General features: G+C 65.4%; 11 protein-coding genes and 1 pseudogene. 4 read left to right on the forward strand and 8 right to left on the reverse strand.

Annotated elements, in window-relative coordinates:
* Positions 1-8: 8 nt before the first annotated feature.
* A complete protein-coding gene (locus tag J9314_RS11830; protein ID WP_181275762.1) occupies positions 9-347 on the reverse strand; it encodes a LysM peptidoglycan-binding domain-containing protein in 339 nt (112 codons plus the stop codon).
* Between the two features lie 234 nt (positions 348-581).
* Between J9314_RS11830 and lexA the strand changes: the two genes are divergently transcribed.
* The gene (gene lexA / locus J9314_RS11835) at positions 582-1,337 is read left to right on the forward strand and encodes a transcriptional repressor LexA (protein WP_181275763.1); all 756 of its coding nucleotides are present in this window, start codon (positions 582-584) and stop codon (positions 1,335-1,337) included.
* A 96-nt stretch (positions 1,338-1,433) separates the two neighbouring features.
* On the opposite strand, the gene J9314_RS11840 is transcribed toward lexA, so the two are convergent.
* Complete coding sequence (locus J9314_RS11840; RefSeq protein WP_246490356.1) at positions 1,434-3,401, reverse strand: ATP-dependent DNA helicase; 1,968 nt, start codon at positions 3,399-3,401, stop codon at positions 1,434-1,436.
* Positions 3,398-4,870, reverse strand: coding sequence for a GTPase HflX (hflX, locus tag J9314_RS11845; protein ID WP_210602600.1), 1,473 nt, complete (start codon positions 4,868-4,870; stop codon positions 3,398-3,400). Before hflX ends, J9314_RS11840 begins: the two co-directional genes overlap by 4 nt.
* A gap of 130 nt (positions 4,871-5,000) precedes the next feature.
* Here hflX and J9314_RS11850 point away from each other — a divergent pair, with 130 nt between their 5' ends.
* A complete protein-coding gene (locus J9314_RS11850; protein ID WP_210602601.1) occupies positions 5,001-5,615 on the forward strand; it encodes a class I SAM-dependent methyltransferase in 615 nt (204 codons plus the stop codon).
* A 2-nt stretch (positions 5,616-5,617) separates the two neighbouring features.
* On the opposite strand, the gene dapF is transcribed toward J9314_RS11850, so the two are convergent.
* The 3 genes and pseudogenes from dapF to J9314_RS11865 all read right to left on the reverse strand — a co-directional run bounded on the left by dapF (position 5,618) and on the right by J9314_RS11865 (position 8,130).
* Positions 5,618-6,607, reverse strand: coding sequence for a diaminopimelate epimerase (gene dapF, locus J9314_RS11855; protein ID WP_210602602.1), 990 nt, complete (start codon positions 6,605-6,607; stop codon positions 5,618-5,620).
* Between the two features lie 93 nt (positions 6,608-6,700).
* Positions 6,701-7,554: pseudogene (locus J9314_RS11860) on the reverse strand (IS5 family transposase); the annotation flags it as partial.
* A 27-nt stretch (positions 7,555-7,581) separates the two neighbouring features.
* Positions 7,582-8,130 carry a DUF2000 family protein gene (locus J9314_RS11865; protein ID WP_246490357.1) on the reverse strand — a complete coding sequence of 183 codons (549 nt, stop codon included), beginning with the start codon at positions 8,128-8,130 and terminating at the stop codon, positions 7,582-7,584.
* Between the two features lie 7 nt (positions 8,131-8,137).
* Here J9314_RS11865 and J9314_RS11870 point away from each other — a divergent pair, with 7 nt between their 5' ends.
* Positions 8,138-8,917: an AraC family transcriptional regulator gene (locus J9314_RS11870; protein WP_210602603.1), complete on the forward strand. Its 780-nt coding sequence runs from the start codon at positions 8,138-8,140 to the stop codon at positions 8,915-8,917.
* Positions 8,918-8,976: 59 nt separating this feature from the next.
* Here J9314_RS11870 and J9314_RS11875 read toward each other — a convergent pair whose 3' ends face one another.
* Positions 8,977-11,052, reverse strand: coding sequence for a SpaA isopeptide-forming pilin-related protein (locus J9314_RS11875; protein ID WP_210602604.1), 2,076 nt, complete (start codon positions 11,050-11,052; stop codon positions 8,977-8,979).
* 522 nt (positions 11,053-11,574) lie between these two features.
* On the opposite strand from J9314_RS11875, the gene J9314_RS11880 reads away from it, so the two are divergent.
* Positions 11,575-13,365 (forward strand): sigma-70 family RNA polymerase sigma factor, encoded by a 1,791-nt coding sequence (locus J9314_RS11880; protein WP_210602605.1) that lies wholly within the window; start codon positions 11,575-11,577, stop codon positions 13,363-13,365.
* Between the two features lie 110 nt (positions 13,366-13,475).
* Here the strand turns inward: J9314_RS11880 and J9314_RS11885 are convergent, their stop codons facing one another.
* Positions 13,476-15,251, reverse strand: a complete 1,776-nt coding sequence (locus J9314_RS11885; protein ID WP_210602606.1) for a helix-turn-helix transcriptional regulator — start codon at positions 15,249-15,251, stop codon at positions 13,476-13,478.
* Between the last annotated feature and the right edge of the window lie 90 nt (positions 15,252-15,341).

A 15,341-nucleotide genomic window follows, 5' to 3' on the forward strand; every position in this document is an offset into this window, starting at 1 on the left:
GTACGGCCTCAGCTGACGGGAACGTCGAGGGTCTGTCCGGGGTGGACGGTCGGGGTCGAGAGATGGTTGATCTCGATGATGTCGGACACGACATCACGGGTGTCGCGGTCGATGCCGAGGTTCGCCGCCACGGTCCACAGCGATTCGCCGTCGCCGACGACGACCGAGTCGGCGGCGATGCCGACGCTCTCGGATTCCGTCTCGGCCACAGCGGCGGCCGAGAACGACTGAGTTGCCAGGAAGAGTGCTCCGCCGATGACGACGAGAGCAATGAGCAGAGTTCTGAGCAGGCGCACCGCCTGACGTCCACGAGTGGTCAGGCGCAGTCCTGTGTTCTGTGCAGACATCGCATTACCTCTTTCATCCGTACGATTCCACCAGTAATCGGTAGAACGTCTGTTCTATTCAACATGCCAATCGAACAAATGTCCAGTCCGACTCGAACATCTATGCGACAATGAGAGGGAACCAGCGTTGTTGATTGATCTGTCAGAACCATCTCAGTCGGCACTGACACGAGATTCTCCGCAGCGGAGAACACGGTGTTCATCGGCAGGGAATAGAACGAAGGGGAACGAGCAATGGTTCAGAACAAACGAGGCAGAGGCAGGCCTCGCAACGAGGATGTCGCCAGCGAGATCGCTGCCGCCCGCAGCGATGACGAAGTGGTGCGGATCCCCGAGGGTTCGACCGGTGAGGGCGATTTCCGCCTCTCCCCCAGGCAGCGTCTCGTGCTCGAGACCATCGAACGCGCTGTCGTCGCCAACGGCTACCCGCCGAGCATGCGTGAGATCGGCAAGGCCGCCGGACTCGCCTCGCTCTCGAGCGTCGCCCACCAGCTCTCACAGCTCGAACGCCTCGGCTACGTCCGTCGCGATCCGAAGCGCCCGCGTGCCATCGAGGTGGTCAACCCCTTCGAAGAGGAGGAGGCGGAGCGCGCGAAGTTCGAGGAGCTGTCGAACAACACGGTGCAGGTCCCGGTCGTCGGTCGCATCGCCGCGGGCGGTCCGATCCTCGCCGAACAGGAGGTCGACGATGTCTTCTCTCTGCCGACCCAGGTCGTCGGCTCGGGCGAGATGTTCCTGCTCAAGGTCGTCGGCGATTCGATGATCGAGGCGGCCATCTGCCACGACGACTGGGTGGTCGTGCGCAAGCAGCACACCGCGGACAACGGTCAGATCGTCGCTGCCCTCCTCGACGGCGAGGCGACGGTGAAGACGCTCAAGCGCAAGGCCGGTCAGCAGTGGCTGATGCCGCAGAACGAGAACTACGAACCCATCGACGGCACCTACGCCCAGATCATGGGCCTCGTCGTCGCGGTCATCCGCCGCCTCTGACCCGCCCTCCGGCGAGAGCCACTCCCGCCGCTGAATCGAACGCCCGCGACCACTCGGTCGCGGGCGTTCGTGCTATTCCGGCTCAGCGTCGGCGGGCTACTCTGACTCAGCCTCGGCGAGGCGGCTCAGGCTCGTGCGCACGAGCTGCGCGTTCGTCGTCGGCCACATCGGCGGCATCGAGTTGACGAGGAACCCGGCATAGCGTGCCGAGCGCAGCCGTGAGTCGAGGACGGCGACGACTCCCCTGTCACCGGTCGAGCGGATGAGCCTACCGGCACCTTGGGCCAGTCGCAGGGCGGCATGGGTCGCGGACACGGCCATGAAGCCGTTGACCCCATGCTGATCGGCGTCCCTTGCCCGCGCCTGCATGAGCGGGTCATCGGGGCGGGGGAACGGCAGCCGGTCGATGATGACGAGTCGGTTCGTCCGACCCGGCACATCGACGCCCTGCCACAGCGACATCGTGCCGAACAGGCACGTCTGGTCGTCAGCAGTGAACTGGGAGACGAGTGCGGGCAGACCGTCATCGCCCTGGAGCAGAATCGGGAAGTCGAACTTGTTCCGCAGGTGCTCGGCTGCCGCGTTCGCCGCGGCACGGGAGGAGAACAGGCCGAGAGCTCCGCCGTTCGAAGCCCTGACGAGTTCTTCGAGCTCGGTCAGCGTCTCCTCGCTCAGCCCGCTGCGACCGGGTTTGGGCAGGTGGGAGGCGACGTAGAGGATGCCCTGCTTGCCGTAGTCGAAGGGCGAGCCGACATCGAGGCTGTCCCATTTCGGCGCATCGGGGCCGAAGAGTCCCAGCGAGGCTGCGACCGCGTCGAAGTTCCCGCCCAGGGACAGGGTCGCCGAGGTGGCCACGACCGTGGATTCCTCGAAGATGCCGTTGCGCATGGTTCCGGCCACGCTCAGGGGTGCGACGACGAGGTTCGTCGTCTCCTTCTCTCTGAACGTCGACCGTGAGAGCCAGATGACGTCGTTCTTGCCCGGATCGCAGAAGCGTTCGGCGAGTTCGAAGATCTCCTGGCAGCGGGCCTTGGCCATCTGCCGTCCGGCGTCGGCCTCTTCGGTCTTCCCGCCGATGTCGTTGATGATCTGACGTGCGGAGTCGCGGATCTGTGCCAGTGCCAGTCCGAGCGCCTCGCTCATGTGCAGGATGAGCCCCTCGGGCACCGAGGACTGAGCGCGTTCGAGTGCCGCCGCCGCGGAGTCGAGCAGGGACACGACGCCGTCCTGGACCGTGGTGTGTTTGCGGACCGAGGAGGTAGCGGCCGAGAGCATGCTCGTGTTGATCTGACCCGACAGGGCGTTCGTCACCCGGTCCTTGAGTTCGTGCGCCTCGTCGATGATGATGACGTCGTGGTCGGGCAGCACGTTCGACTCACCGAAGGCGTCGATGGCGAGCAGGGCGTGGTTGGTCACGACGATGTCGGCCTCGGCGGCCTTGTTGCGGGCGATCTCGGCGAAGCATTCGGTCACCAGCGGGCAGTTCGCGCCGAGGCAGTCGAAGGCGTTGACGGACACCTGTGACCAGGCACGGTCGCTGACGCCGGGCAGGAGGTCGTCGCGGTCACCGGTGTCGGTGGTCTTCTCCCAGGTGCGGATCCGTTGGATCTCCTCCCCCAGGCCCGATCGTTCGGAGGGTTTGCGCCCCGCCTCGGCGTCGGCACCGAGGTCGAAGAGCATTCCCTCGCCCTCGTCCGGGTAGCCGCCGGAGAGCTTGTGCTTGCACACATAGTTCCGGCGCCCCTTGAGCAGAGCGGCCCGTGGCAGCGGATCGAGATCCTTCTTCACGGCCTTGAACAGTCGCGGCAGGTCGCGGTGGATGATCTGCGTCTGCAACGCCAGGGTCGCCGTGGACACGACGACCTTGCCGCCGGTGCGGGTGACGTATTCGGCCGCGGGGACGAGGTAGGCCAGGGACTTTCCCGTGCCCGTGCCGGCCTGGACGAGAAGGTGGATTCCCTTGTCCACCGCCGAGGCGACCGCTTGGGCCATCTCCTGCTGACCGGTGCGTGTCGAACCGCCGATCGCCCCGACAGCCGACTCGAGGAGCTCTTCGACCGTCACTGATCGATGACCAGGTCCGGACGCTGGAATTCACGCAGCTCGTCGACGATTTCGGCCGGGACCTTCGCCTGCAGGCTCGTGCCCTCCGCGCCGTGTTCTTCGTGTTCGACGGTGCCGAGAGCGTAGATCTTCGACACGAGGTCCCCGCGCTCATATGGAATGAGCACGGTGATGTCGATGTCGGGGGCGGGCAGGCGCTCCTCGATGGCTTCGACGAGTCCGTCGATTCCGTTCTCCGCGACCGCGGAGACGAACTGCGCCTGCGGATATTCCGCGCGCAGACCGGTGATCACAGCCTCCTCGGCGAGGTCGGACTTGTTGAACACGAGCAGCTCGGGGATCTCTTCGGTCTCGACGTCCTTGAGGACGTCGCGCACGGCCTGGATCTGTCCGTGCGGATCCGGGTGGGAGGCGTCGACGACGTGGAGGAGGAGATCCGAGCCGGCGGCCTCCTCCAGGGTCGAGCGGAAGGCTTCGACGAGCTGGTGGGGCAGGTTGCGGACGAAGCCGACGGTGTCGGTGTAGGTGAAGGTGATGCCGTCGGCGGTCCGGGCCTGTCTCACGGTCGGATCGAGGGTCGCGAACAGGGCGTTCTGCACCATCACCTCGGCGTCGGTGAGGCGATTGAGCAGGGAGGACTTGCCGGCGTTCGTGTACCCGACGATCGCGACGGAGGGCACATGGTTCCGCGCGCGGTTCTTCCGCTTCGTCTCCCGCGATGGGGCCATGTTCGCGATCTCACGGCGCAGCTTCGACATACGGGTGCGGATGCGGCGGCGATCGAGCTCGATCTTCGTCTCACCGGGTCCGCGGGAGCCGATTCCGGCACCGCCGGCGACACGGCCGCCGGCCTGACGGGACAGCGATTCGCCCCAGCCGCGCAGGCGGGGCAGGAGGTATTCGAGTTGGGCGAGTTCGACCTGGGCCTTGCCCTCACGGGACTTCGCGTGCTGGGCGAAGATGTCGAGGATGAGGGCCACACGGTCGACGACCTTGATCTTGATGACGTCCTCGAGTCCGCGCCGCTGGCTGGGGGCGAGTTCGGAGTCGATGATCACGGTGTCGGCACCGACGGCGGCGACGATCTCGGCGAGTTCCGCGGCCTTGCCCTTGCCGAGGTAGGTGCCGGGGTCCGGCTTGTCACGGCGTTGGATGAGCGCGTCGAGGACCTCGGAGCCGGCGGTCTCGGCCAAAGCTGCGAGCTCACGAATCGAGTTCTCGGCCTCGGCCTGAGTGGTGTTCCAGATTCCGGCGAGCACGACGCGCTCGAGCCTGATCTGACGGTATTCGACCTCGGTGACATCTTCGAGCTCGGTGGAGAGTCCGGCCACACGGGTGAGTGCGGCACGTTCGGCGAGGTCGAACTGGTCGTCCTCGTGGGTGGTGTCATGATCGCTCAGCGCCTGGGCGCTGCGGGAGAGCACACGGTCGAGCATCGCGTCGCGACGCTCCTTGTCTTCAGACGTCATTCATTCCTTTGTTCGTGTACCGCCCGCACGTGACAAAGCGTGCGGGGGTCGTCATTCTTCGCACCGGCGGTGGTGCTGTGCACCAGAGACGGTGTCTATCAATTCTCCCACAGCCGTCTAGACTGAAGTGGTGTCAGAGCACTATTTCACCGAATCGCCGAGCAGCGAGGCCAAGACCCGGCAGTTGAGCCTCGATCTGGGCGGCCATGATGTCACCGTCGAAACCGTATCAGGCACCTTCTCACCCACGCGCCTCGACCTCGGCACGGCCGTGCTGCTGCGGCATCTGCCCGAGCCTCCGGCCGGGGATGTGCTCGACCTCGGCTGCGGTTGGGGGCCGATCGCGTTGCATACGGGACTGCAGGCCACCGACGCCGAGGTGGACGTGCGGGTGTGGGCACTCGACGTCAATTCCCGGTCACTTGAGACGACCGCGGCCAATGCCCGCAGGTTGGGTCTCGATTCGATCCGCACCGTCACCGCCGATGAGATCCCCGCTGATCTGCAGTTCGCCGCGATCCGGTCCAATCCCCCGATCCGCATCGGCAAGGAGGCGCTGCACGAACTGCTCGAGACGTGGTTGCCGCGCTTGGCGCCGGACGGTCGCGCGGATCTGGTGGTGTCGAAGAATCTCGGCGCCGATTCCCTGCAGAAGTGGATCGCAGGGATGCTGGGCGACGGGTTCGAGGTCACACGAACGGGGTCATCGAAGGGCTTCCGCGTGCTCACCGTCAACCGCGACTGATCTCAGCTGATCGTGCCGCTGGCGACGAGGACGGCGGGTCCGGCGAGGCTGACGCGGCCGCTGGTGCCTTCGGGGTTCGGATCGATCTCGATGCGCAGCTGGCCGCCGGGGACGTCGACTCGCCACTGCAGCGGTGACTTCTCTCCTGCCCAGTGGTGGGCGGCGATCGCGGCGGCGCAGGCTCCGGTGCCGCAGGAGCGGGTTTCGCCGACGCCGCGTTCGAAGACGCGCATGCGCAGGGCGCCCTCTCCCCCGGCCACATCGGAGCGGGCCGGTTCCATGACGATGTATTCGACATTGGATCCCTGGCCGGGAACCGGGTCGAGCACAGGTGCGTCACGGAGATCGGCGGCACCGAGTTCGGAGTGTTCGGCCAGAGCGACGACGGTGTGCGGATTGCCGGTGGCGATGCGCAGACCCGGACGGGCGACCTCGATGCCGCCGGTGGTCACGAGCACGGAGCTCGACGGGTCGAGCGACCACTCGCCCATGTCGATCGTGTACCAGGCGTCGCCGGCCGAACCGGGAACGGTGGTACGGGCGCCGACGACATCGTCGCCGGTCTGGACTCCGAGGGCGGGGTTGAGCGTGGTGCGCACGGTCTTGATGCCATCGCGGGTGCCGACGAGGATGTCACGAGTGTCGGCGGGAACACGTCCGCTGGTGACGAGCGCGTGAGCGAAGACGCGGACGCCGTTGCCGCACATCTCGGACAGGCTGCCGTCGCTGTTGTAGTAGTCCATGAACCATTCGGCACCGGCTTCGGCCTGTTCGGCTGCACCCGGGATGCCGCTGGCGGCCGAGCGGACGATGCGGATGATCCCATCGGCGCCGAGCCCGGCCCGCCGATCGGCCAGCGTGGCCACGGTTTCGGGGTGCATCTCGAGGCGGCTGTCGTCGTCGGAGAGGAGGACGAAGTCGTTCTGAGTGCCGTGTCCCTTGACGAACTCGGCTTCGGCCCAGGCGGCGAACGGAGAATCCGGGGTGCTCATGTCTCCATCCTATCGGTGAGGCGACGGCGAACGATACAGTCGGCGTTCAGGACCGAAGTGGGTCAGCCTCGGAGTTGTGGCATGCCTCCTTGATTGGCGGAGCCATGTCAGAACCGCGCTGATCACGACGGCCGCTCGATAGGTGATCGCGAGCTTGTCGTATCTCGTCGCTAACCCTCGCCACTGCTTGACGTAGGCAAACGAACGCTCAACAACGTTGCGGTTCCGATAGACACCGGCATCGAACACTGGCGGTCGTCCACCTTTGCTGCCGCGCCTCTTCCTGGTCGCGATCTGATCCTTCTTCTCCGGGATCACCACCCGAATACCGCGGGCGCGCAGGTAGTCGCGGTTACCTTTGGACCCATAAGCACAATCAGCCAGCGTCCGGACGTGTGCGAGGACGACCGCTACCAGCCTGTGGCACTCGGATATCAGCCAGCACCTGCGGCAGAATCACCCCGTCATGTCGCTGTCCGCCGGTGACCACGACAGCCAAAGGCCGACCTTTACCGTCGACGGCATGGTGGATCTTCGTCGTCAGCCCACCACATGAGCGACCGATGCCGTGTCCGGGCGGCTCACACTCCTGATCGGGCAGATTCTTGTAATTCTACGCAGCCCCCTGTGTCCTGGTCAGGGCGCGTCGTCTTCGTCGCGTGCTGGTGGGCACGGTTGATGGTGCCATCGACGGAGACGTTCCAATCGATGTCACCGACAGCATCAGCAGCAGAAAGCACCTGGGCCAGGACTCGGTCCCAGGTGCCGTCGGCGGCGTAGCGGCGGTGGCGTTTCCATACTCTCTGCCAGGGTCCGAAGTGCTCACGAGGCAGGTCGCGCCAGGCGATGCCAGCTCGGTAGCGGTAGACGATTCCCTCGACGATTCGGCGGTTGTTCTCAAACGGTCGGGCTCTTTTACCGCCGTTCGAGGGCAGGAGTGGTTCGATCTTCTCCCACTGCTCCCTAGCCCCACCTCACGGGTGCATCCGCGCGCCTTTCACCACCCGATCGACACCATTCTTCGCACCGCGCAGGGCTACCCCGACGAGGTTGAGCTCCTCCGCCGGGACACCGGCGACGGCAGCCCGGTTGGCTGCGTCGTGGCCGGTGGAGAACAGTTCCTCGGTATAGATCGCCGTCGGGATTCCGCGTCCCATTGCCTTCGCCCGGATCGAGGCGAGCTTGTCCCGATCGGCGGTCATCACCATGACCGGCTGGCGCAGCATCGGCAGGTAGTCATTGCCGTCGGCGTCCCGGTAGTTCTCCCCGACCAGGCCCTCATCAATCGTGGCGATTCCGGACATCAGGAAAGCGGTGACGTTGAGTTCCTGCCACGGCTGCAGATCGTCGCGAAGGACGACGACGACCTTGGTGTCGAACCGGACCGGAGCGGTGGGGCCCGTGGTCGGGTTCTTGGTGGTCGCCTCGGCGGAGGTGGGCTGATCTTCGGTCTGATCTGTGGAATTCGTGTTCTCGTGCATGCATCCAGCATTGCCGACCGCGGCACCGCCGGTCTTGTACATTTGTTGCATGGTCGACGTCATCCGCGCGTGGCACCCGGCGGTCCCGCAGGTGCAGGAAGTCCTGCACGCCCGTTTCGACCATCACGCCTACCCCGCGCACACCCACGATTCGTGGACAGTGCTGCTCATCGACGACGGCGCCGTGACCTATGACCTCGACCGTCACGACCACATTGCCACTCCCACAGCCGTGACTCTGCTGCCGCCGCAGGTGCCCCACGACGGCCGTTCCGCACTGACTGACCAGGGCTTTCGCAAACGCGTGCTCTACCTCGATGCCGATTGGCTGCCACCTGCCACCATCAACGCTGCGACCGATTCGCCCACCCTGCTCGGCGCCGATGCGCGGAGCACCGTCACCGACATCCACGCCGCCCTCGCCGATCCCGCCGATGCCTTCGCCGCCGAATGCGGAGTGCTGGCCCTGCAGGAGATCGCGAATTCCCGACTCGTCCCCGCCGCCGAGACCGCGCCCGATGCGCCGCTTGCCCGACGTCTGCGCGAAATGCTCGATGATCGTCTGCTCGAGTCCTTCACCATCGCCGAGGCGGCCGCCGAGCTCGCCGCCCACCGCAGCCACCTGGTGCGGGTGTTCACCACGACGTTCGGGATCGCACCCCACCGGTATGTCATCGGCCGCCGGGTCGATCGCGCCCGCCGGCTTCTCCTGGCCGGGCATTCCCCCGCCGAGGCGGCCGCGGAGTCAGGATTCCACGATCAGGCCCATCTCACCCGCCATTTCCGCTCGACCCTGGGCACGACACCCGCCATATTCTCCAGACGGTAGAGGGCGGAGCCGATATCGATTCGGCTCCGCCCTCTGCTCGGATCAGATACGAGACTGCATCACAGCAGGTCGGTCTTCCGTCGCCTCGACACGAGGATAGCGGCGATTCCGCCCCCGACGAGGATCACGCCGAGGAGGCCGAAGGTCATCGCTCCAGCGGCGCCTGTCCTCGGAAGACGAGAGCCGTCGCTGCCGCGGTCGTTTCCTCCGCTGGTGCTTCCTCCTCTGTCGCTCGCGAATCCATCTGCTGAGGTGTTTCCGCCCGCGGACGTGCTCGACGCAGTACTGCCCGCGTTCGAGGTCGTCGCGGCCGAGTCATCAGCGTCCGGATCAGCTGCGGTCGAGTCGCCAGCACCCGGATCAGTCGCCGCATTGGCATCCGGATCGGCCGTTGCCTTGGCATTGGTGTCCGTCGAAGCTGTGTCCTGGCCGCTAGGATCGGCCGATGCCGAGTCCTGGCCGTCCGAATCGGCAGTGGCGTCCGCATCCTTTGACTCCTCGTCCTTGCCGTCCGGGTCAGTCGAGGCATCGTCACCACCGTTGGGATCGGTCGAAGCTTCGGCATCTGACTCCTTCGATGCGTCGGGGTCGGCGGCAGCATCTGGGTCAGTGGAAGCGTCCGCATCAGGCGACGCGTCGGAATCTGCGGACGCATCAGGATCGGTGGAAGCATCCGCGTCTGAACCCGGGTCTGCGGAGGCTTCGCCGTCCGGATCGGCACCAGCTCCGACGTCCTCCTTGTTGACGATGTCGGAGAACGCCACGTCCCGCTTATCACCGGTGATCGTCACGGTCTGTGTCTCGTCAGTGAGCACATATCCTTCGGGAGCGCGGGTCTCCGTCATGGTGTAGTCGCCCCAGGCCAAGTCGGTCACTTCGAACTGCCCGGCCGCCTCATCGGCGTCGAGCTCTCCGTTGTCGGCCACGACGAAGTCCTCGCCGTCCGGACCCGTCAAGGTGAATTCCGCACCGGCCAGCGCTTTGCCGTCCTCGTCGACCTTGTTCCAGCTCAGTGCTCCGGGGATCTGTTCGTTGACGATCCGACAGGTGATGATCGCGTCCGTGTCGACAGTCTCGGTCAATTCGAATCCGTCGGCGATGTTTCTGGTGCCGACGTCGCGTCCGTCTGCGGTGCAGTGCGCGTTTGAACCGGACTGCTGCTGCAGTCGGTAGCCTTCCTGCTGCTTCTCCGAGGCCCGTACTCCTTCGGCCGGGGTCTGCAGTTTGAAGCTCACCGTCCCGGCCGCATCGGTGGTCTTCTCGACCCCGTCTACCGAATCCGGGGACGAGATCGTCCAGCCCTCGCCCGGGTATTTCGCGGTGCTCTTCGCATGTTTGCCGACCCCCGGGTCGATGAGTTTGGTGACGTTGAGAGTTCCGCGGCAGCTCTTCGTGGCGATCTCACGGAGCTGTTCGGCCAATTCGGAGTAATCAGAGACCACATAGTAGTCGTCTCCTGAGGTCTGGCCCGAGACCAGCTTGATGTTGCCCTCGTTGATCTCGCTGCCCACTCCCAAACCGACGACCTTGGTACCTTGAGATTTCAGCGCATTCGCCGATTCGATGGCTTTATCGATGTCGATCTGATCGGTTCGCGTACCGCGGTCGGTATTGCCCTGTTCGGACCCCGGCACCCCGTATGCCGTGGGCTTGCCGTCGGTGACGAACAGCACCAAGTCGTGGTTCGTGCCGCCCAGCTGCCCGAGCCCGCGGTCCCAGTTCGTGCCTCCCGAATCCTGCGGAACCCGCCGAAGCGCGTCGATCTGCTCATTGAGTTCGTCCACTGAGTCCGAGGTTGCGACAGACGTACTGTTGATCGGCGCATTGGTGCCGTCGGGTCCGAACGTCGCAAACGAGTTGACAGACACTCTGCTGGGAGTCCCCGAGAGACCGCTGACGACAGATTTGGCGGCCGACTTCGAATCGTCGACGTCTCGATCGGACAAGGAATTCGACAGGTCGAGGACGACCCCGATATCGAGGCCGCATTTGTCGGCCAATGAGGGGTTCGGCAGGGGTTCTGCCGCGGCCTGTGCCGGCGCGACGGCTGCACCGAGGAATGCGAACGAGGCAAGAACGGACGATGCGAGGATCGCGGCTCCGTGCTTCGTCAGAGGATGTCGCTTCAGAGACAAGGGTTGGCTCCTTCAGAAAAAGCCGTCACCTGCACATTCGACGAATGCCAGGTAAGCGGATGCACTGACTATGGGGGTGCAAGGCGGCCCTGTAGCCACGTGGTTCTACAGGGCCGCCTCGGGCGAGTCCGGGACTCGGAGGGGACCCGAATCGGCTGTTGTCCAACTGCCGGCTCAGGCTCAGAGCGATCGTGGGTCTTGACCTCTCCATAGACTGAGACCTGCGCGCGGAGGCTTTCGTTCGCGAGTTCCAGAAGTTTCTTCCGGAGCACGAGGACAAGGTCTTCGGTCGTGTGTCCGGCCGAATTGAAATTGCTCAGTCACACGTGGGCCTTCCTGCGCATGCGGCCGAGAATGCGTCGCCGTGCACCCAGACCTGGGTGATTGGGAAGCTGGGTTCTGCTCCTGTAGAGTTCTTCCACTCACCCTGAAATGCCCCGAACTGTCCCCGAACTCACAGTTGAGGTCCCTCATGCAGTCTCCCCATCGACGTCCGCGCCTTACTTTCGAGGCGATGATCCGATGACCGAAGCGTGGTCGTCATCGGCCGATAGTTCCCGCTCCCCTTTCGGACTGCCGCGCCCGGGCAGCGAACTCAGCGACTCCGACCTCTGTGCCCGCATCCGTGACCACCGGCCCGAATCAGCAGCCGCACGGGCAGCCTATGGTGAGCTCTATGCCCGACATCGGCTGCCCGCACTGCATTTCGCACTGCGCCTCAACCGTGATCGTGCGCAAGCAGAAGATGCCGTCGCCGAGGCTTTCGCCAAGATCTGGCGCGCCTGGGGACAGGGGAAAGGACCTGATGAGTCGTTCAAGGCATACCTCATGGCCGCGGTGCGCTCCGAATCGTACCGGCGCACGGCGACAGCCCGTGCCACAACGATCGTCGAACCCGATGTGCTGACGTTCCTCGCAGACAGCGAACCGGGCGATCACGCCGCCGAGGTGGCTGAGCGCGATCAGCTGGGCCGTGCTTTCAGGGCCCTCCCCGACACCTGGCAGAACGCGCTCATTCTCATCGACATCGACGGGACACCGACCGCTGATGCAGCCGAGAAGATGGAGCTGTCGCCGAATTCCTTCAGCTCGCTTCTGCGTCGTGCCCGAGAGGGGCTCCGGGCCGCCTATCTGCAGGGACACGTCGAACCCAGTGCACCTGAATGTGCGGAGTACTCCTCCGAGCTTGCGCGTTTCGTGCGCCGGCAGCTGAGCCCGAAACGCTCCGAAGCGATCGAGACCCATCTCAGCCACTGCGGTCACTGCCGCCGTCAGTCCTTCAAGCTCCGCAGCGTCAATACGACGTTCCAGGCATGGATCACGCCCGCTGCTCTCGCTGCCGCGCTGATCGAATGGGGCCATTTCCCGGAAGCAGCTGTGCTGCTGACGGGAGCAGGAACGGCGAACGTCGGGCCCGAAGGGCAGTCGGGTGCGATCGCCGCGGAGCCGCACTCAAGTCCGGCAGCCGCAGTTTCGAAGAGTACCACCGGCACAGCGGCTGCGGGCGGCTCCGGAGGCAGCACCACCGGAATCGCGGCCGGGGCGTCGGCGGTCAAAGTCGCCATCGCGAGCATCGCCGCCAGTGCCGCCATCGCGGCCGGTGCCGCCACACTTGTGAATCTTCAGAGCGACCCTGCCCCACAGTCTGCTGCTGCGGCAGAGACTTCCTCCGCGCATGCTGGCTCACCGAAGACGACGCCTTCTTCAGTCTCTCCACCGCACGCTGCTGGGCCGGCCGGAAGCGATGAGAGAGGTGAGAGTTCGGACGAACGCGAGCAGAACGCCGCTGAGCGCTCCGCTTCACGCGAGGAGGAGCGGTCGCGGGCCTCTAGGGAGAACACTCAAGAGCCCGCCCCGCAGGATAAGACCCAGACCCCCTCCTCGTCCGACCGGCAGCAGCCGAGGGACGATGACGAAGAGCAGGGACCCGCCGAGGCTCCGCCTGCCGAACCGGATGAGCCCTCATCCGAAACGACCCCAGAGACTGCCGAACCCACACCGGCCGAGGAGCCGACGGTCTCGAGCGAGCCCAGCCCAGAACCGAGCAGCACTCCTTCGGCCCCAGCAGAACCGAGTTCCGACTCCTCATCGAAATCGTCGGAAGCCACTGACGATGCGGCTGCGAACGGCGACGCGGGCTCCTCGACCGCGCCCAGCGAACCGGATGCGGGGGTCGACTCGAGCTCAGAAGCAGTCGCAGACGCAGACGATTCGACTGCAGCAGATGCTTCTGACACCTCAGACGCCGACGGAGAAGACCCTGACGAAGGATCCCACTGTCACGTCGTCGGCTGGTGGGAGTTCTGCCACTGATCCACCGCCGAAGACGGAGAACTCAGACTGCTCGCGGTGGATCGATCGTTCCGGTGCCTCTGACAACTGGCCGGCAGGCGGCCGCCTCCCCGCAGACGATTCTCACGCAGTCACCTCTGCTGAGCGCGGTGGGCGTAGGCCACAGCCTCGGCGCGGCTGCGCACGCCGAGTTTGCGGTAAAGCGCAGACAGTCGGTTCTTCAGCGTACCCGGCACCACTCCGAACTCACGGGCGATCTGCGCGATCGACTTCGATGAGTCGATCGCGAACAGCCGCGACTGCTCGGTCGGCGTGAGATCGGTCTGGAAGTCCGGGGACACCGGAGAAGTCTCCGGCAGCTCGAGCAGACGCTTCTGCAACACGGCCGACGTGATCTCCGCAGAATTGAACGACCGCGCCACGGCCACCCACTCGGAACGATCGGCCGAAGCGGGAATGAGCGCATCCCGGGCCGCCTTCGACAGCTGAGTGACAGCAAGCACCGAAGCCGTGATCGCACAGTAGGCGAGCATGTCGACGAAGGCCTCCAGCACCTCGGCGGAACGGCCCTCATGGTGGAGAATGTCGGCACGCAGAGCCATGGCGGAGCTCTTGAGCCTGGGCCCCTCATCGCCCGCCAGCACCTGTCCTGTGGCGGTCCACAGGGGATCGTGCTGCCCGAAGACGAAGGCCTGACGAGCCTTGACGACCGAGTACCCCGGACTCTGCGGGCTCTCCACGAGCAGCTTCGCCGCGGCCGAGGCTCGCCCTTCATACACAAAGCACAGACTTCTCAGCACGTGCGGAATGGGCCCCAGGAATTGGGTGGGCTTCGCCTGGGCGAGTGCGATGAGGATCTGCCCGGCCGCATCGAGATCGAGCCGGTCCAGGCTGCGCATCAATTCGATGCACAGGGCCGTATATTCGTCCGGCAACGCGGCCATTCCGAATCTGCGAGCGTCCTCACGTGCCCGTTCCAGGTTGCGGTCCATGTCAGATCCGTGCCCATGTCCCATTCCAGCCAGGGCTGTCTCCACGAGCCACGCAAGCAGCGGATGCGGCGAGTTCGGGGCGTAGATCTCGGCGAACTGGACGACCCGCTGGAGCACGCGCATCGCTTCGGGGAAGCGACCAGCCACGACCAGATTCCGCCCGTGCTCGAGGTTGAGTTCGGCCTGCAGCATGAGCGTGGGCCCCGGCTCTCCCTCGCCCACGTGGCGCAGACGTTCCCGTCCCACCTCGATGACGTTCAACGCGGCTTCGTTCTCCCGGTTGAGCCGATGCGTCCGCGCTTCGAGCATGGTCACCACGGTCACCTCGTCGGCGGTGAGTCGATGTTCGGTCTCGGCGGACAGGAGTACGTGCATCTCGGGCAGCACAATGCTGGAGAAATCGGTGGGCGAGACCAGTGTCGGCACAATGTAGGTGCCCAGACGCGTGCGGGTCGAGTCGATGCGACGGGCGGCGCTGCGGGCCAGGGTGAGGATCGGGTTCTTCGCCAGCACATCCTCGGGGACGCTGAGGTAGGTCTCGATGGCGCTGGGCACATCGATGAAGACGTTGACCGAACGGCGCGCCCATCCCCGTTCGAGCACGTGCCAATCACGGAGCTCGAGGACGAGTTCGACGACCTCGGTCAAGCCTTCGCGTCTGTCCGAACGCTGTCGGCCGATGGAATCGGAGACCGCCGCGCCGAGAGCCTCGCGCGGACTCTTCTCGGCAAGATTCGCGTCGAGAGCGGTGACTCGACGCATGAGTGCGCGGATGAGGTCCGGGACCGTGAACACCACATCGGCGGCAGACGCGGTGAGCAGGCCCTCTGCGGTCAGCAGCGAAGTGAGCTCCTCAGGTGTGGCCGAGGTCGCCACCTCTGCGGCAGCGAAGGCGGCGTGGACCAGATCGACCATGCTCGGGGGATCTGCGGTGTCCAGGAGAAGAGGGCGAGTAGATAGAGCGCGGCAGATTCGCGGGAGCCTGCGCCCACGGTCGGAGTCAGT

The sequence above is a fragment of the Brevibacterium oceani genome (assembly GCF_017948325.1).
GTDB classification, from domain to species: Bacteria; Actinomycetota; Actinomycetes; order Actinomycetales; family Brevibacteriaceae; genus Brevibacterium; species Brevibacterium oceani.

Coding starts and splice junctions, on each gene's coding strand:
- J9314_RS11885 (WP_210602606.1), bottom strand. CDS start 15,251: ATGGTCGATCTGGTCCACGCCGCCTTCGCTGCCGCAGAGGTGGCGACC.
- hflX (WP_210602600.1), bottom strand. CDS start 4,870: ATGACGTCTGAAGACAAGGAGCGTCGCGACGCGATGCTCGACCGTGTG.
- J9314_RS11870 (WP_210602603.1), top strand. CDS start 8,138: ATGGTCGACGTCATCCGCGCGTGGCACCCGGCGGTCCCGCAGGTGCAG.
- lexA (WP_181275763.1), top strand. CDS start 582: ATGGTTCAGAACAAACGAGGCAGAGGCAGGCCTCGCAACGAGGATGTC.
- J9314_RS11830 (WP_181275762.1), bottom strand. CDS start 347: ATGTCTGCACAGAACACAGGACTGCGCCTGACCACTCGTGGACGTCAG.
- J9314_RS11880 (WP_210602605.1), top strand. CDS start 11,575: ATGACCGAAGCGTGGTCGTCATCGGCCGATAGTTCCCGCTCCCCTTTC.
- dapF (WP_210602602.1), bottom strand. CDS start 6,607: ATGAGCACCCCGGATTCTCCGTTCGCCGCCTGGGCCGAAGCCGAGTTC.
- J9314_RS11865 (WP_246490357.1), bottom strand. CDS start 8,130: ATGTACAAGACCGGCGGTGCCGCGGTCGGCAATGCTGGATGCATGCAC.